Genomic DNA, 17,021 nt, shown 5'->3' on the forward strand with positions numbered 1-17,021 from the left:
GTGCAATTTAGGTATATAGTTGTTTTATTGAGTAGTTTGCATGTAGGTGTTCATCATGATCTATTTCAAATCGCGCTTTATGGGGCTTCTAAGCATTTCGATATGCTGTGTACCAGCCATGGCATCAGATGACCTGTATGGGCCGCTACGTTCTTACGCACAATCTCCGATGCAAGTGGTTAGCCATACCAATATACTGCGCTCAGGACATAGCCTTCCCTCTGACTTTGTCGAAACCTATGGCTCAGGAACCGTGGCTAGTGTTTGGGCTCATACTGATGAATACGCACTGGATTATTACCACAACCAAATCGAAATTGGCAGCAAGTGGCAAATCAATAGCAGTTGGCAATGGGAACTCAATTATCGGTGGGTTTTTGCCGCTGATAACCATTTAGATGGACTGACGAAAAGCTTCCATAACCTTTTCGGTATCGGACAGAATGGCCGAGACAAAGTAGACAGAGATCGTTTTCACATTTCAATGCCGCAATATGATGTGCTAGAAGACGACTTCGAAGGACAAACGCTTGCCAACAACTTATCTACTTATTTGCAATATCAAGTGTTTCAGAATGAACATCACGGCCTATCTATTGGTGGCAGCTTATATTTTAATGATGTTGCTCACGGGACTTTTCAAGGCAGTAATTTCGAGCAAGGCTTCCAAATAAATTACAGTTATTTGAGTGACGCCCATGCATTTTACTCGATGGTTGGCATGACTTTTCGCTCAGATGATCGCGCCTTGCTGGATCTACCCTATCGGCATAATACGATTGCCGTTGCAGCTGGGTACCGTTATGCATTGGAAGATAACCACCACCTGATGTTTGAATACCATTGGTATCAAGGCTCAACAGAAGGACCCGCAGAGTTTGCTGATGCCTCTAATGAACTGGTATTAGGCTATCGATATCTCATGGAAAACTCCGCGCTTGAGTTTTTAGCCGTTGAGAACGCACGAAACATGGATAACAGTACCGATATCGCTTTCACAATAGGATATCGGTACATATTCTCATCAAGTTGATGAGAACTATAGATTTAGCGTTGGTGCAACCGCGGCAGCGACTTGAGCATCAGTTGCATTGATCGGTAACGTAAACGAGCGATACTGGTCCCCAGCCAAGCTGAGCGAACGGTCAACCTCCGCCAAACAATGCATGACCTGCCCTTCCAGAATAAAAGAAAGCTCAATTTCTTTTGATGAGATAAAGCCGTTATTTCGGAACTCTAGCTCTTGATAAATTCCAGAGCGAGAAGCAAACGAGCCACCGCGCAAAAAGCCTTTTTCAACATCGGCTTTAACCATAGTGAAACCAGCTTGCTCGATCGCTTGAATAACGCGAGATGCTACTGGTAGTGGTTTCACTTCAATATAGTCACGGTCACGCGGGTCAATCGCAAAATCAATATCTAACGTCGTTTCAACCCAAACATGGCATTGATTCTTAAGTGCGCTAACCGCAGTAATTGGCGTTTCATCATGCAGTTTTAGCTCAAACGGAACCTGCTTCTCTTCATTCGGTTGAATCACAAAGGGGTCTACCGCCTTCAGCTGATCAATAGTGAACGTTTGGTAACTTACGCTATCATCCACTTCGACTTTCATCTCTGTGTTCAATTTAATAGTAATAGCATCAATTTGTTGTTCGACGTCTCCGCCTTTGATATGAACATGCCCTTTCAGCGTCGCTCCTTGAAACACGCTCATTTCGTCTAAAATCGTATCTACTTTTGCAGAACCGATCCCCAGTGATGCTTTCAATTTTTTAAACATGTTTTTCCTTTTTAGCGACTTTTCTTCTCATAATCGTTTGTTTACACAATTGTTTTATACTCTGCAAGCAATAGACCACAAGAAAATGTTCGAATTCCATCATCAATCCAAATAATGCTCAACAGCAAGAATCATTCAGCCCCACAATAGGATTGTTCTGTCACTAAGTGGTGCATTTGTCGAGAAATGTTTGCAATTTGTACCTAAATTAAGCAGTATTTGTATAGTCAAATAAAAGGGAATCATTATGTCTGCACCACTCTACATTCAAATCAAACAATTTATCCTCGATAAAATTGATGCTGGAGAGTGGATAGTTGGTCATCGTATCGCCACAGAGATTGAGCTTACCGAGCAATTTGGTGTCAGTAGAATGACAGTGAACAAAGCAATTCGGGACTTAGTTAATGAGGGCCGATTACAACGTCGCCCACGCTTAGGTACGTTTGTGTGTGATCCTGGTGAAAAGTCAGAATCTCCTCTGTTAGACATTCGAAACATTGCCGAAGAAGTCAGCGACCGAGGGCGACAATATAGCAGTAAAGTGCTCAAACAAGTTGCCATAAAAGCAGATGACAGCATTGCGACAAAACTCGGCGTCATGCTTGGCACAACGGTGTTTTACAGTGAAATCATTCACTATGAAGACCAAACGCCTATTCAATTGGAACTCCGCTGGGTGAACAGCCAATATGCCCCGAGTTATTTAAATCAAGACTTCACACAAATCACTCCGAATCAATACCTGTCAGATAATTGCCCACTCAGCGCTATTGAACATACCGTAGAGGCAATTGTGCCTGACGGCCGTATTAAGCAAGACTTAAAAATGCAAGCCAATGAGCCTTGCCTTCTCTTGAATCGCAGAACGTGGAGCCAAGATAAGTTAGTCAGTACCGCCCTACTTTATCACCCTGGTAACAAATATAAGCTGAGCTCAAAAGTGCTCATTTAATGACAAGATCGGTCCTCTAGATCTACGTTTTGATCACATTTTAGCAACATCAATCTTGTCAGTGTTCTTATTTTGCTCTATTTATTTGTATATACATTTAATAATACAAATAAACACAGGGACACAAAAATGGATTTGCTGATTGAAAACGCACGTCTGGTCACCATGCAGTCGGGAGAGCGCGGTTATCTGCCAACGTCTCCTGCTCGTATTGGCATTCAATCTGGAAAAATCGTTGCGATCAGCACCTGTGCAATTGGTGAAGACGAACCGCAAACCGAGTCTCTGCTGTCTGCCCAGCATTACGCTCAGAGTATCGACCTTCAAGGCAAGTTAGTTCTGCCAGGTTTGATCGACTGCCACACTCATCTTATTTATGCGGGCAATCGTGCCAACGAATTTGAAATGCGCTTAAACGGCGTGCCATATCAAGAAATTTCCAAACAAGGCGGTGGGATACTTTCAACGGTGCATGCGACGCGTTCAGCAACCGAAGCGCAATTAGTTGAGTTAGCGTTGCCACGTTTAGACGGGCTACTCGCGAGCGGTGTCACTTCTGTCGAAGTGAAATCAGGCTACGGATTGACACTGAATGACGAAGTAAAAATGCTCCGTGCAGCCAAAATGCTTGAACAAGAGCGCAAAGTTAAAATCACCACTACACTTCTCGCCGCTCACGCCATTCCGCCAGAGTTCCAAGGCCGTGCAGATGATTATATTGAGCACATTTGTCAGGACATAATCCCTGTCGTCGCAAAGGAAGAGTTAGCCACGAGTGTCGATGTTTTTTGTGAATCGATTGGCTTCAATCTTGAACAAACAGAAAAAGTGTTTATAGCTGCAAAACGCCACGGCTTAAAGGTTAAAGGGCATACAGAGCAACTTTCGAATCTCGGTGGTACAGCCCTCACTGCGCAATACAACGGTTTGTCAGCGGATCACATCGAGTTTTTAGATGAGCAAGGTGTTAAAGCACTTGCTCGCTCAAACACTGTCGCCACTCTACTGCCTGGCGCTTTTTATTTTCTAAGAGAAACTCAGTTACCACCGATTGAGTTGTTGAGAGAGCATAACGTGCCGATGGCAATTGCTACGGACGTCAACCCAGGTACATCACCGTTTTCTGATCTCACACTCATGCTGAATATGGCGTGCACACTATTTCGCCTTACGCCGCAAGAAGCACTGCGTGGTGTAACGCAACATGCAGCCAAAGCTCTGGGTTATCAAAATTCACGTGGCGAAATCAAAGTAGGGTTTGATGCGGACTTCTCTATCTGGGATATCGAAAGTCCTGCAGATTTAAGCTATCAAGTCGGAGCAAAACGTCTAGTAGGTCGTATAGTAAATGGTGAATACATTTCACACGGAGGCCAATAATATGTCTCAATTCGACCTACATTCTCCCCTATTTCATTGGCAAGGCCGTCATGATGCCGAGGACGGCAAGCTTGGTCAGCGAATTCATCACGTGGTTCAACGCCAGAAAGCAGATGAGTTGGGGGCCGTTGCAAGTGGCGTCTCATTACTGGGTTTTGCTACGGATGCTGGCGTAGCGAGAAACAAAGGACGCATTGGCGCGAAAAAAGCGCCAGACTTAATCCGACGAGCGCTCGCTAATTTAGCATGGCACCAAGACGTCCCACTATATGACTTAGGCACCGTGGTATGCGAAGACGACTTACTGGAAGAGAGTCAATCTCTATGTGCGGCAACCATTTCAAGCGCACTACCTCATACGCCAGTCATCGTGTTAGGTGGTGGGCATGAGATTGCGTGGGCCTCGTTTTCCGGCTTAGCGGAGTATTTTAAAGCGCACCATCCAGAAAAGAAGCCTAAAATCGGTATTATCAATTTCGATGCGCATTTCGATTTACGCGCATTCGAGAGCAGCATCGCCGACATCAAACCAAGCTCTGGCACCCCCTTCAACCAAATTCATCATTTTTGCCAACGTAACGATTGGGACTTTCATTACGCTTGCATTGGCGTAAGCCGCAGCAGCAACACTAAAGCGCTGTTTGAAAAAGCAGATGCGTTAAATGTTTGGTATGTAGAAGACAATCAGCTTTGCTACCTAAACCACAGTTATCACTTAACCCAGCTTCAACACTTTATTGACGACTGTGACTACCTCTATTTGACCATTGATCTGGATGTATTTCCTGCGGCAACCGCACCTGGGGTCAGCGCCCCTGCGGCTCGAGGAGTAAGTTACGACACAATTGCACCATTTTTAGATCGAATTCTTCATTACAAAAATAAGCTCATGCTGGCTGATATCGCCGAATACAACCCTAATTATGACGTTGATAGTCAAACTGCACGCTTAGCTGCCCGTTTGTGTTGGGATATCGCCAACGCGATGGCGGAAAAGCAACACAAACCATAACGCATCCTAGATGCCACTTATTATTACGACCAAGCAAGTACTTGGTCATCACGAGAAACTAAAGGAGTCTGAAATGACACAGCGCCAGGGACAAGATCCACGACTTGATACAAGCAGAACAATTCGTGCACCTCACGGAGATAAACTGCGCGCAAAATCTTGGCTAACCGAAGCCCCTCTTCGTATGCTGATGAACAACCTCGATCCTGATGTTGCAGAACATCCACATTCACTGGTTGTATATGGCGGCATTGGCCGTGCGGCACGAAACTGGGAATGTTACGACAAGATTGTTGAAGTACTTGAAAGACTCGAAGATGACCAAACGCTTTTAGTTCAATCAGGCAAGCCTGTTGGTGTTTTCCCTACCCATAAAAACGCCCCACGCGTGCTTATCGCAAACTCAAACCTCGTTCCTCATTGGGCAAACTGGGAACACTTCAACGAGCTCGATAAACAAGGCTTGATGATGTACGGCCAAATGACCGCTGGCAGCTGGATATACATTGGCTCACAAGGCATCGTCCAAGGCACATACGAAACATTCGTATCTGTTGCGAAAAAGCACTTTGACGGCGAAGCAAAAGGCCGATGGATTCTAACTGGCGGTCTTGGTGGTATGGGTGGTGCTCAGCCTCTAGCTGGTACGATGGCGGGCTTCTCCATGATTGCGGTAGAGTGTGATGAATCGCGTATCGATTACCGCCTACGTACAGGCTATGTCGATAAGAAAGCGACATCTTTAGATGAAGCGCTTGCTATCATCAAAGAATCAGACACACCAGTATCAGTTGGTCTACTAGGTAATGCAGCAGACGTTTTCTCTGAGTTGGTAGAACGTAATATCACGCCTGATGTAGTAACAGACCAAACATCTGCACACGACCCGCTCAATGGCTACTTACCACAAGGCTGGAGCATGTCTCATGCGGCAGAAATGCGTTTGCAAGATGAAGCAATGGTTGTTAAAGCAGCCAAAAAATCCATGGCAGTGCAAGTTCAAGCCATGTTAGAGCTACAAAATCGCGGCGCCGCAACACTCGACTACGGTAACAACATCCGCCAGATGGCCTTGGAAGAAGGCGTAGAAAACGCATTTGATTTCCCTGGCTTTGTTCCAGCCTACATTCGCCCACTATTCTGCGAAGGTATCGGTCCTTTCCGTTGGGCTGCTCTCTCTGGCGATCCTGAGGACATTTATAAAACCGACCAAAAAGTAAAAGAGCTAATTCCAGATAATCCGCACTTACATAACTGGCTAGATATGGCTCGCGAGCGCATCCAGTTCCAAGGTTTACCTGCGCGTATTTGCTGGGTTGGTCTTAAAGATCGTGAGCGTCTTGGTCAAGCATTCAACGAAATGGTGAAAAATGGCGAACTTAAGGCGCCTGTTGTCATTGGTCGTGACCACTTAGACTCTGGCTCCGTTGCAAGCCCGAACCGAGAAACAGAAGGCATGATGGACGGTTCTGACGCCGTATCAGACTGGCCACTATTAAACGCACTACTCAATACGGCGGGCGGCGCAACTTGGGTTTCACTGCACCACGGTGGTGGCGTAGGTATGGGCTTCTCGCAACACTCAGGTATGGTTATCTGCTGTGACGGCAGTGAAGATGCCTCAAAACGTATTGCCCGCGTGCTGCATAACGACCCAGCAACAGGCGTGATGCGTCATGCTGATGCGGGATACGATATTGCTAAACAATGTGCAGCAGAGCAAGGGCTAGATTTGCCAATGCTCAACGAAGAACTGAAGAAGCTCAAGTAAGGATGAAAGAGATGTTAAATTTAACGCTAAAGCCAGGTCATATTAGCTTAAACGAACTACGCCAAGTGAGCCGTTCACCAGTCAACCTTACTTTGGATCCTGAAGCCATTCCGGCCATTGAAGAAAGCACGCAAGTCGTGGATCGTGTCATCGCGGAAGATAGAACGGTTTACGGAATTAACACTGGTTTTGGTCTATTGGCTAACACACGAATAGCACCAGAAGATTTAGAAACTCTGCAACGCAGTATCGTTCTTTCTCATGCGGCAGGTATCGGTGAGTTTATGTCAGACGAAACGGTTCGTCTGATGATGGTATTGAAAATCAATAGTCTGTCTCGTGGTTTTTCTGGTATTCGCCTAAAAGTCATTAATATGCTGACCGACCTAGTTAACGCACAAGTTTACCCTTGTGTACCTAAAAAGGGCTCTGTTGGCGCATCAGGTGACTTAGCTCCTCTGGCCCACATGAGCACAGTATTACTAGGTGAAGGACAAGCTCGTCACAACGGTAACATCATTTCTGGGCAAGAAGCGTTAAAAATCGCAGGTCTAGAACCCATAACTCTGGCGCCGAAAGAAGGCTTAGCGCTGCTAAATGGTACCCAGGCATCAACAGCGTTCGCATTAGAAGGTCTGTTTATCGCGGAAGATCTTTTCGCTTCGGCTACAGTATGTGGCGCAATGTCTGTCGAAGCCGCTCTCGGCAGCCGACGTCCATTCGATCCACGCATTCACCGTGTACGTGGTCATCGCAGCCAAATGGACGCAGCACTGGCCTACCGTCATCTATTGGATACATCAAGTGACATTGGTGATTCGCATACTAACTGTGAAAAAGTGCAAGACCCGTATTCGTTGCGCTGTCAGCCTCAAGTAATGGGGGCGTGTTTGCAGCAAATCCGCAACGCTGCAGAAGTATTGCAAGTAGAAGCAAACTCCGTATCAGATAACCCATTGGTGTTTGCTGAAGATGACGACATCATCTCTGGCGGTAACTTCCACGCTGAGCCTGTTGCAATGGCAGCTGACAACCTAGCACTGGCGATTGCTGAGATCGGCAGCCTGTCTGAACGTCGTATGGCATTGCTTATCGATAGCGCATTATCAAAATTACCACCGTTCTTAGTCGATAATGGTGGTGTGAACTCTGGTTTCATGATTGCCCAAGTCACCTCTGCTGCGCTAGCAAGCGAAAACAAAACGCTCGCTCACCCAGCGTCAGTAGACAGCTTGCCAACATCAGCAAACCAAGAAGATCACGTTTCAATGGCAACCTTCGCGGCTCGCAGATTGAAAGAAATGGGAGAAAACACTCGCGGTATTCTAGCGGTCGAATACCTATCAGCAGCACAAGGCCTAGACTTTAGAGCACCAAACAAGTCCTCTGAGCGTATCGAGATTGCCAAACAAATGTTGCGTGAAAAAGTATCGTTCTACGATAAAGATCGCTACTTTGCGCCGGACATTGAACAGGCCAATACTCTGCTTAAGCTGGCTATTCACAACACGCTCATGCCAGAGAGTCTGTTACCAAGTGTTCAGTAATCCAGCATTACCAGCACTTAATCTAAAAACCGGATGATAATTTGAAGGCTCCACGTTTCGCGTGGAGCTTTTTTATCTCCTCATTAAACGTATTCCCAGCGATCTTTATGAACACTTGCATATTGTTATTGCTATACTTTTAAAAATAGCCGACGTAATAAAGTCGCTGTTTATTGCTTTCACAAATAAAAGCGTTGCTAAAGTATGCGTTTTTAACGATTTATCCGCCGAAATAGTGTCTTATTGTTAGGATACGGTGAAGTTTTCACTGGATGGACCATTGCTACGCAGATATTCGCATATAATCCCACACAGTTTTGGTTACTACGTAAAAATTATGTTTCTAACACCTTATTTTTCAAACACTAATCACCAGTTTCAGTTCACTCGCGAACAAGCAAGCCACTTTGCAAAACGTGTCGCAGGTGACTACAACCCAATCCACGATGAAGACAACAAACGCTTTTGTGTCCCTGGGGACTTACTTTTTGCAGTGCTTCTTAGTAAAGAAGGCATCAGCCAAAAGATGCGTTTTAACTTCTCTGGCATGGTAAGCGATGGTGTAGCACTTCATATTGAAAATAAGTGTGAAAAAGAAAGCGCCGTTGTTGACGAGGCAGGTAAAGAATACTTACACATGTCCCGTGAAGGTGAGACTAACCACGATCCCGCATTTATTGAGCATGTCGTAACAAATTACGTGCAATTCTCTGGCATGAACTTCCCTCACATCATGGTTCCTCTTATGGAAGAGAAGCAAATGATGATCAACTGCCAACGTCCATTGGTTATTTATGAAAGCATGGAAGTTGAATTTTCACGCTTAGACCTTACGCATCCTGAAGTGGATTTCACTGGCGCAACGTTCGACGTGGAAGGCAAACGTGGGATAGTCACCTTAAACTTTGCGTTCAAAGAAGACGGTGAAGTCGTTGGCAAAGGCATCAAACGCATGGTTGCAAGCGGCTTGAAGCCATATGACCAAGAAGCGGTTGACGATCTTGTACGCCGTTTCAATGAACGTAAGGATGCATTCCTAGCAAAGTTCGTTAAGGCAGCCTAATCGACTGCCCTATCAGAAGCGCTCAAAAAACGTGTTTACTAAAAGAAAGCCCAACGTCGATCGTTGGGCTTTCTTTTTATGTCTCATCCAAATAAAACTAAACGCAATGCTTAGATCCAGCGGCGGACGTGGTTTTTGTAATCCACATACTCTTCACCAAACAATCGCTCTAGAACACGTTCCTCTGGCTTGATTTGAAATCGATTCATATAACTGACAAATACGACGCCACAAAGCACCACACTCAAATGCTGCCACCACAAACCAATTGCAATGATTAGAAGCAGTAGCGCCATATACATCGGGTTGCGCGAAAAAGCAAATACGCCAGTTCTCACCACGGAAGAGGCCGTGTCAGGCTTTACAGGGTTAACCGTCGTTTTTACTTTATGGAATTCATACACACCAGCAATGCCCATATAACCAGAGAGCAAAGTTAGTCCGCCAACCACAACCTCGACAAAGGGCACGCTAATATTCAGGCTCGGCACCAGAACTGTCAGTCCATACATGAGTAGTATGACCAACAAAAACACCGCAACAGGTGGGACTTTGAGTTCAAGTTTTCTCAAGATTCATATCCTTTGAAATTGTTGTATGTGACTTCTAAAAAAGCCCAGTAAAACTGGGCTTAATTTGATGTGATTATATCAAAGTTAACAGCGCCTGAACGGGATGTTTGGGCTTTGTTCCTTCAAAGCGTTTCACTTGGCTGCGGCAAGAGTAGCCAGTAATCAAACATCTCTCGTTATCTAACTTATCTAAGCTTGGCTTCCAGCTTAAATTGTAAATGTCTTTCGACATCGACAACTTATCGACCTCGTGACCAAACGTACCCGCCATACCACAACAACCAACCGGTACCGTATTTAAAACCGCACCAAAGTGAGCAAAAATAGCGCCCCACTCTTTTTCCGCATTCGGCATTTTGGTTTTTTCAGTACAGTGCGCAAACAGATACCAAGGTTCCTGCGCGTTATGCTCTCCGCTTTCAAACGCTTCTAGTCTTGGGTAAAGCCATTCGTGGGCCGTTAGTACATCGAAATCACCTCGCTTACTGCCAAGTACTTCAGCGTATTCATCTCGATAACACAGCACCAATGCAGGGTCGACACCAACTAATGGAATATCCAGATCCGCTACCATCGCCAAAAACTTCGCTGTATCGGCTGCTGTATCCTTAAACTGACGTAGAAAGCCTTTAATGTGTTGTGCTTTACCATTCGGCTTAAATGGCAGAAGCACCGGATGCATACCCAGCTTTTTCAATAATTTAACGAAGTCTTCTACAACATCGGCGTCGTAGTAGCTAGTGAATGGGTCTTGAACAATTAAAACATGCTTGCTCTTTTCAGACGAAGACAAACCGCTGAGCGCTTGCAGATCATAAGGCGTTGTCAGCGACTCTACTCGTTGTTTCAATGTAGGTACTGATAACAACGGCGCATCGACATACCCAACTGTTGAAGCCGTTAAGCTCTTGACCCACGACTGCTTCAAAACACCGTTTACGACACCTGGCGCTTTCGCCATCATCGGCAGCATAGTCTCTATGTTCGCAACCAGATAATCTTTTGCTGGACGTTGGTAACGAGAGTGATAAATGTTTAAAAAGCGTGAGCGGAAACTCGGAACGTCGACTTTAATCGGACACTGGCTCGCACACGCTTTACACGCTAAACAACCATTCATCGCTTCATACACTTCGTGGGAGAAATCGTATTCGTGACGACGATTGATAGAATGACGTACGCGGTCAATCATGGTTTTGATTGATGTTTTGTTTTCTAGCGTTTGCTTTTCTAAGTCAAGAATATCAATGCCTTGTTCAGTGAGCTGACGCAACCACTCGCGAACCAAGCCAGCACGCCCTTTTGGCGAGTGACGACGATCGGCCGTCACTTTCATCGATGGACACATCGGTGAGCTGGTATCGTAGTTAAAACACAAACCGTTACCGTTACATTCCATCGCTTGCTTAAAGCTGTCACGCACTTGTACGTCAATTTGGCGGTCATAGTAACCACGTTTGGTGTCGGTTACTTTTACCAACTCTGCATCGCTATCAAGTGGCGTACAGATTTTGCCCGGGTTCATTTTGTTGTGTGGATCGAATGCCGCTTTCACACGTCTCAGCTCAGTAAACAACTCGTCGCCGAAAAACTCAGGGCCATATTCTGAGCGGAAACCTTTGCCATGCTCACCCCACATCAAACCGCCGTATTTCGCCACCAGCTTAACCACTTCATCAGAAACTTCGTGCATCAATGCTTCTTGGTGCGGGTCACACAAATCCAACGCAGGACGTACGTGAAGCACCCCGGCATCGACGTGGCCAAACATGCCGTAATTCAGAGACTTGCTGTCTAACAGCTCTCGAAACTCTACAATGAAGTCTGCCAGGTTTTCTGGTGGCACACAGGTATCTTCAGCGAATGCGACCGGTTTAGCACGACCTTTTGCTGCGCCTAACAAACCCACCGCTTTTTTACGCATGTTGTAAATACGCCCAATGCTCGCTACATCGTTACAAACCTGGTAGCCGATGATGCCCGCTTCTTCTGTTTCCAACATGGTATCGAGCTTGGCGGTCAACGCTGCAACCTGCGCAGCAACCTCTTCTTCGTCCTGACCTGCGTATTCCACCATATTGATGCCAAGCATCTCTTTATTTGGAACATCGGTAAGCAAATCACTCACGGTGTGCCAGACGATATCTTGCTTCGCGAGATTAAGCACTTTCGAGTCAACGGTTTCTACAGATAGCGCTTTCGCTTCGACCATAAACGGTGCATTACGCAGCGCAGAGTCAAAACTGTTGTATTTAACGTTAACCAAAGTACGTGCTTTCGGAATTGGCGTCAGGTTTAGCTTCGCTTCGGTAATAAATGCCAATGAACCTTCCGCGCCACACAGTACTCGTGTGATATCGAAACGATCATCGTCTTCATCTAGCGCGTTCTTTAAGTCATAGCCCGTTAGGAAGCGGTTGAGAGGAGGAAATTTATCCACGATCTGCTGGCGTTTTTCACGACATACGGATTCCGTAACTCGTAGCGCCTTGGCAGCAAACTCGCCTTCTTTTGGGTAGCCGTTGGACAGATCTGATTCTAAAACTGAGCCATCAGCAAACACCGCTTGTAGCGACAAAACATGATCGGATGTTTTTCCGTATTTCAGAGAGCCTTGACCAGAAGCATCAGTGTTGACCATACCGCCAATCGTGGCACGGTTACTGGTTGATAAATCCGGAGAGAAGAAGTAACCGTAAGGGCGAACCGCATCATTTAACTGATCTTTCACTACCCCGGTTTGTACACGAACCCAGCCTTCTTTCTCATTAACCTCAAGTACTTTGTTCATGTGGCGAGACATATCCACCACAATACCTTTGGTTAGCGACTGACCATTGGTCCCTGTGCCGCCACCACGAGGTGAAAAGGTAATTCGTTCGTACTTTTCTTTATTGCTCAGTTTCCCGAGGAGAGAAACATCTTCTGTCGTTTTGGGATGAACGACAGACTGAGGAAGTTGCTGGTAAACACTGTTGTCAGTGGCAACCGCGAGTCGGCTTGAATATTGGCTTTCGATATCACCAGTGAATCCGGCGTGCTCAAGCTCTTTCAGAAAACTAAGAACAAGAGGATCGACATCAGTTTGCGAGTGTAATCTTGGTAACATTTGCTTCCTGCCCCTACGACGCTGAATCCGATCAGCTGCGGGTTATGTAATTATTTGCTCACTTCTCATACAAGTTGGCGTTCAACGAAACAAAACACCACAAAAGAGTAAGTGAAGTAATATTCTTTGAATTTCGTCACTTTACAACATTTAAAAAGACGAGCAAATCAGAATCTCGATACAATAATTAAACTTATGCTTTATTTTTTCACGCTTGATGCCTTACATTGGGGAACGAATCGCGTTTCTAGATGAGTTTTCAGAATGAAAAAAAATAAAATTGTGACCACTGAAGATATCCTTCTCAAACTTTGCCAGTCTGTTTCTGGCGTCCTAACTTCGGCGACATCTTCTCAAGTAAATTACTCTGCAATGGTGCAAAAAATCCACAAGACTAGCCTCAAGCCAGATTTTGGCTGTTTTGTTCTGTTTGATGGCGGGTTTACCGGGCTGGTCGTAATTAATTTTACGGCAAAAGCCGCATTAGAGATCTACACCAACTACATGCGTAATATGGGTATGCCAGAAGAAGAACTGGCAATATCTCATACTTCTGACGAGGTGGGAGATGTTCTGGGTGAGCTAATGAACCAACTGGTTGGAGATTTCACCAATAAAATTCGTAAAGAGCTGCAAACGAACATCACACAAAACCAGCCAAAAATGATGGCGCTGAATAAGCAAGTCATCTTACAAGTTGACACCAACCTTGACCGCCCTCAAGCTCGCCGAGTGACGTTCTCCACCGAAAATAACAACATTTTCTATCTGGAGTTAGCGATGGACAAAACTGAGTTCATCCAACTAGAAGAGTTTGAAATCGCAGAAGACGAAAATCCAGACGATATTTTAGAAGCAACACGTAAAAATATGGCTGAGAAAGAATCTAAATCGTCGAGTTCAAACGATGACGCCGATGATTTACTCAACCAGCTCGGATTGTAATTCCAACTAATCTTAATGAAGAATGGCTTCTTAGACACAAGTACGACTTCATACTGATTATGACGAACTAAAACGCCTAGCCTCGCCTTCCGCGGGGCTTCTTTTTATGTCCATAAACCACCTTCACTCCCACCTTGTATTTCGTTTTTATGTCAAAAAAGGTAATATGTCTGACTTCATAAATTTTCTGCTTTCGTTACTGGTTGTCGATGGATAAACAAAAAGCTCTGAAAAAAATCGCCAAGTGCTTAGAACTGGGCAATTCCGCTAATGTTAATGAGGCTGCCAATGCTATCAAAATGGCACATCGCCTCATGCTCAAATATGGTCTGGATAAAGACGATATTGAGTTTATCAGAATGGGGAAAACACAATCTTCCCACCTACTACCAGCGAATATCAGTTCTACCATATTGCGAGTGATTCGCGGCATTAACACTAAATTCGGTGTTGAAGCGGTGTTGTTGAATCACAAAGGGCTCAAACGTGTCGAGTTTATCGGTGAAGCAGATCGCGCGATTTTTGCTGCATTTGCTTTCGATATTATTTATCGCGAGATGAACGAAAGTACCGGACAATTCCGAAACAGCTTCGCAGGTACGGGCACCTCTTCTCAAGAGGTGACTCGCCGCGTGAACTCATTTGTATCTGGTTGGGTAGAGGGCGCGATAGAGAAACTTCCAGTCATTTCCCCAGACGAAGAGTCGGCCAACAAAATCAATGATTATATTGATAAAGAATTCCAAAACATTGACCGCGAAACCTTCAAGAAGCAACTGAAAGAAGCGATGAAAAACCTAACCGAAGACTACGAAGTGGGCTTAAAGAAAGGTAGAAGAGTCTCCGTTAACCGTGGTGTTGGCGGCGAGCAAGCGCGTAAAATGTTGGGCAATCCATCGAAATAACCAGAACAGCAATTGATTAACGTAGGTCCCAATATTCCAATGTGATTGGGACCTACTTTTTAAAGTTGTGATAGTAACGATAAGAATTTTCTTACAGAAACTCTTATCAATCTTACTTTCTCATAACAAATATCAATGCTTACTTATTCATAATTCGCATCCCATTATGAGGCATGGTTTCGCCTCAGTTTTATACGGAGATTTTCCCTTGAAAAAGATGCCTATTGCACTAGCTCTAGTGCTAGCTCTTACTGGCTGTCAAGCCACTCAACGCCAAAATGCAACAACGGGTGAATACGAAACTAACTCAACCACGCAAGGCGCGCTTATTGGTGCTATCGCTGGTGCAGCAATCGGTCTAGCAACGGGCGATGACGCTAAAGAACGTCGTCAGCATGCACTCATTGGTGCGGCCGCAGGCGGAGCGACTGGCGCTGGCGTTGGTTACTACTTTGACCAACAAGAAGCAGAATTGCGTCGCGCTTTGCTAAACTCTGGTGTACAAGTTCAGCGTGTTGGTGAGAACCAGCTTTTACTGCGTATGGAAAATGGTATCGGCTTCTCTTCAAGCTCTTACCAGCTTGATGCTAGCATTCATAATACGCTACGCGGTGTTGCTCGCATCTTGGTTGAATACCCAGATACCAGCCTTGTTATCGACGGTTACACTGATAGCACGGGCAGTGAGTCATACAACCAAACGTTGTCTGAGCGTCGTGCAGAGTCCGTACGTCAATTCCTAGTATCTCAAAACGTTGCACCTGGTCGTGCAATTGCACGTGGCTACGGCGAACGTAACCCAATTTGCTCAAACCAAACTTCTGAAGGTCGTGCGTGCAACCGTCGTGTTGAAATCCAGATCTTGCCACTGAAGTAATTTGGTTGCACCATAGCGGTAATAATAAAAAATTACCGGAGCAGGCCTAACCATAATCGTTAGGCCTGACATATCAATGTCTGTCAAAACGTCTACCCTACTCTGCTTATTTAGCCTCAGCTTTTCTGGTTACTCGCTTGCCTCTCAAGCTCCAAATGACCCCATAGAACAATATGAGTATGCACAGCAATTATTGGCATCAAACAAAGCGGAAGCCTCAACAGAAACACGCTACTGGCTAGAGCAATCCGCCAACAAAGGTTACCTCCCTGCGCAAAAACAGCTCGCGAACGACTTTGCTGAGGGGATATATGGTGAAAAAAATGAAACACAAGCGTTATATTGGCTAACCTCTATCGCACTCAATGACCCAACCGATCGTGGCTTTCTTCTCGCTAACTTTATTCAGCACAATCAAGACAAGGTCACAGCTTCTCAATTGACTGAAGCTTTGTATCAAATGGCTTCTCAGCATAATCCAGCAGCAGAACAGGCTTATAATCAACTGTTAGAGCAGCGCTTCAATCAACTACGAGCTAAACAAGTCTCACAAATAAAATCGCTCGATAAAAAGGCGGAGCAAACACAAGAAGAGAAAAGCACAACAATTGCAAAACCCAACGTAGAATACTCGCAGTTTTTATGGCTGATCTGGCTAGCGGCGATACTCATCATCAGCGGCTTAAGTTTTCTCGTAATCAAGAAACTTAAGCAGAATAGAAAAGCGCTTGAAGCCAAAGAGGAAAGCCAAAATCAGAGAATGGCGGAAAAAATAAAAGAGCTAGAGTTTACGAACAAGCAACTGAAACGCCAGCTAGAGAAAGTATTCAAAGAATTTAAGAAATCCAAAACCCAAGCAGAGAACCATAAGCTAAGCGTCGCATGCGCCATGTTTGGCTACACACCACAACACATCCCTGATTTACAAGCAATAAAGCTACGCTATAGACAGCTATCAAAGCTTTATCATCCGGACACAAGAGGCAGTGAAGAAGAAATGAAGCGACTCAATCATGCCTTTAAGCTTGTCTCACAAAATGTTACAAAACAGTAAAAACAGGTCAGGAAACTTTGGCTAGCATGCTTTTAGAGCCATATAATC

General features: G+C 45.2%; 14 protein-coding genes. 11 read left to right on the forward strand and 3 right to left on the reverse strand.

Translation table 11 applies throughout. The annotated features are described in order from the left end of the window. The first annotated feature begins 55 nt into the window (after positions 1-55). Positions 56-1,033, forward strand: coding sequence for a DUF3187 family protein (locus MSG33_RS10635; RefSeq protein ID WP_074191167.1), 978 nt, complete (start codon positions 56-58; stop codon positions 1,031-1,033). A 6-nt stretch (positions 1,034-1,039) separates the two neighbouring features. Here the strand turns inward: MSG33_RS10635 and MSG33_RS10640 are convergent, their stop codons facing one another. Continuing rightward, positions 1,040-1,783, reverse strand: a complete 744-nt coding sequence (locus MSG33_RS10640) for a sporulation protein (protein ID WP_237283811.1) — start codon at positions 1,781-1,783, stop codon at positions 1,040-1,042. Positions 1,784-2,030: 247 nt separating this feature from the next. Between MSG33_RS10640 and hutC the strand changes: the two genes are divergently transcribed. The 6 genes from hutC (at position 2,031) to MSG33_RS10670 (ending at position 9,511) form a co-directional block, all read left to right on the forward strand. Beyond that, positions 2,031-2,738: a histidine utilization repressor gene (hutC, locus tag MSG33_RS10645; protein WP_006743323.1), complete on the forward strand. Its 708-nt coding sequence runs from the start codon at positions 2,031-2,033 to the stop codon at positions 2,736-2,738. 129 nt (positions 2,739-2,867) lie between these two features. Then, complete coding sequence (gene hutI / locus MSG33_RS10650) at positions 2,868-4,118, forward strand: imidazolonepropionase (protein ID WP_248380995.1); 1,251 nt, start codon at positions 2,868-2,870, stop codon at positions 4,116-4,118. 1 nt (position 4,119) lies between these two features. After that, on the forward strand, positions 4,120-5,130 hold the full coding sequence (gene hutG, locus MSG33_RS10655) for a formimidoylglutamase (RefSeq protein ID WP_237311795.1): 1,011 nt from the start codon (positions 4,120-4,122) through the stop codon (positions 5,128-5,130). 73 nt (positions 5,131-5,203) lie between these two features. Further along, positions 5,204-6,901 carry a urocanate hydratase gene (gene hutU / locus MSG33_RS10660; protein ID WP_005395885.1) on the forward strand — a complete coding sequence of 566 codons (1,698 nt, stop codon included), beginning with the start codon at positions 5,204-5,206 and terminating at the stop codon, positions 6,899-6,901. Between the two features lie 11 nt (positions 6,902-6,912). After that, complete coding sequence (gene hutH, locus MSG33_RS10665) at positions 6,913-8,448, forward strand: histidine ammonia-lyase (protein WP_012841910.1); 1,536 nt, start codon at positions 6,913-6,915, stop codon at positions 8,446-8,448. Positions 8,449-8,785: 337 nt separating this feature from the next. Further along, the gene (locus MSG33_RS10670) at positions 8,786-9,511 is read left to right on the forward strand and encodes a DUF3581 domain-containing protein (RefSeq protein WP_109168447.1); all 726 of its coding nucleotides are present in this window, start codon (positions 8,786-8,788) and stop codon (positions 9,509-9,511) included. A gap of 110 nt (positions 9,512-9,621) precedes the next feature. On the opposite strand, the gene MSG33_RS10675 is transcribed toward MSG33_RS10670, so the two are convergent. Then, the gene (locus tag MSG33_RS10675) at positions 9,622-10,083 is read right to left on the reverse strand and encodes an isoprenylcysteine carboxylmethyltransferase family protein (RefSeq protein ID WP_005395882.1); all 462 of its coding nucleotides are present in this window, start codon (positions 10,081-10,083) and stop codon (positions 9,622-9,624) included. A 73-nt stretch (positions 10,084-10,156) separates the two neighbouring features. Further along, a complete protein-coding gene (locus MSG33_RS10680; RefSeq protein ID WP_248380997.1) occupies positions 10,157-13,192 on the reverse strand; it encodes an FAD-binding and (Fe-S)-binding domain-containing protein in 3,036 nt (1,011 codons plus the stop codon). 264 nt (positions 13,193-13,456) lie between these two features. Between MSG33_RS10680 and MSG33_RS10685 the strand changes: the two genes are divergently transcribed. From MSG33_RS10685 to MSG33_RS10700, 4 genes are all read left to right on the forward strand, one after another. Further along, a complete protein-coding gene (locus tag MSG33_RS10685; RefSeq protein WP_006742601.1) occupies positions 13,457-14,137 on the forward strand; it encodes a DUF3334 family protein in 681 nt (226 codons plus the stop codon). Positions 14,138-14,346: 209 nt separating this feature from the next. Then, positions 14,347-15,042, forward strand: a complete 696-nt coding sequence (locus tag MSG33_RS10690) for a DUF2786 domain-containing protein (RefSeq protein WP_005395879.1) — start codon at positions 14,347-14,349, stop codon at positions 15,040-15,042. Positions 15,043-15,259: 217 nt separating this feature from the next. Further along, positions 15,260-15,919, forward strand: a complete 660-nt coding sequence (locus tag MSG33_RS10695) for an OmpA family protein (RefSeq protein ID WP_005377956.1) — start codon at positions 15,260-15,262, stop codon at positions 15,917-15,919. 76 nt (positions 15,920-15,995) lie between these two features. Further along, complete coding sequence (locus MSG33_RS10700; RefSeq protein ID WP_170902119.1) at positions 15,996-16,973, forward strand: J domain-containing protein; 978 nt, start codon at positions 15,996-15,998, stop codon at positions 16,971-16,973. The last annotated feature ends 48 nt before the right edge of the window (positions 16,974-17,021 follow it).

The sequence above is a fragment of the Vibrio sp. 1CM7H genome (assembly GCF_023161645.1).
Lineage (GTDB): Bacteria > Pseudomonadota > Gammaproteobacteria > Enterobacterales > Vibrionaceae > Vibrio > Vibrio diabolicus.

Coding starts and splice junctions, on each gene's coding strand:
- MSG33_RS10635 (WP_074191167.1), top strand. CDS start 56: ATGATCTATTTCAAATCGCGCTTTATGGGGCTTCTAAGCATTTCGATA.
- MSG33_RS10640 (WP_237283811.1), bottom strand. CDS start 1,783: ATGTTTAAAAAATTGAAAGCATCACTGGGGATCGGTTCTGCAAAAGTA.
- hutC (WP_006743323.1), top strand. CDS start 2,031: ATGTCTGCACCACTCTACATTCAAATCAAACAATTTATCCTCGATAAA.
- hutI (WP_248380995.1), top strand. CDS start 2,868: ATGGATTTGCTGATTGAAAACGCACGTCTGGTCACCATGCAGTCGGGA.
- hutG (WP_237311795.1), top strand. CDS start 4,120: ATGTCTCAATTCGACCTACATTCTCCCCTATTTCATTGGCAAGGCCGT.
- hutU (WP_005395885.1), top strand. CDS start 5,204: ATGACACAGCGCCAGGGACAAGATCCACGACTTGATACAAGCAGAACA.
- hutH (WP_012841910.1), top strand. CDS start 6,913: ATGTTAAATTTAACGCTAAAGCCAGGTCATATTAGCTTAAACGAACTA.
- MSG33_RS10670 (WP_109168447.1), top strand. CDS start 8,786: ATGTTTCTAACACCTTATTTTTCAAACACTAATCACCAGTTTCAGTTC.
- MSG33_RS10680 (WP_248380997.1), bottom strand. CDS start 13,192: ATGTTACCAAGATTACACTCGCAAACTGATGTCGATCCTCTTGTTCTT.
- MSG33_RS10685 (WP_006742601.1), top strand. CDS start 13,457: ATGAAAAAAAATAAAATTGTGACCACTGAAGATATCCTTCTCAAACTT.
- MSG33_RS10690 (WP_005395879.1), top strand. CDS start 14,347: ATGGATAAACAAAAAGCTCTGAAAAAAATCGCCAAGTGCTTAGAACTG.
- MSG33_RS10695 (WP_005377956.1), top strand. CDS start 15,260: ATGCCTATTGCACTAGCTCTAGTGCTAGCTCTTACTGGCTGTCAAGCC.
- MSG33_RS10700 (WP_170902119.1), top strand. CDS start 15,996: ATGTCTGTCAAAACGTCTACCCTACTCTGCTTATTTAGCCTCAGCTTT.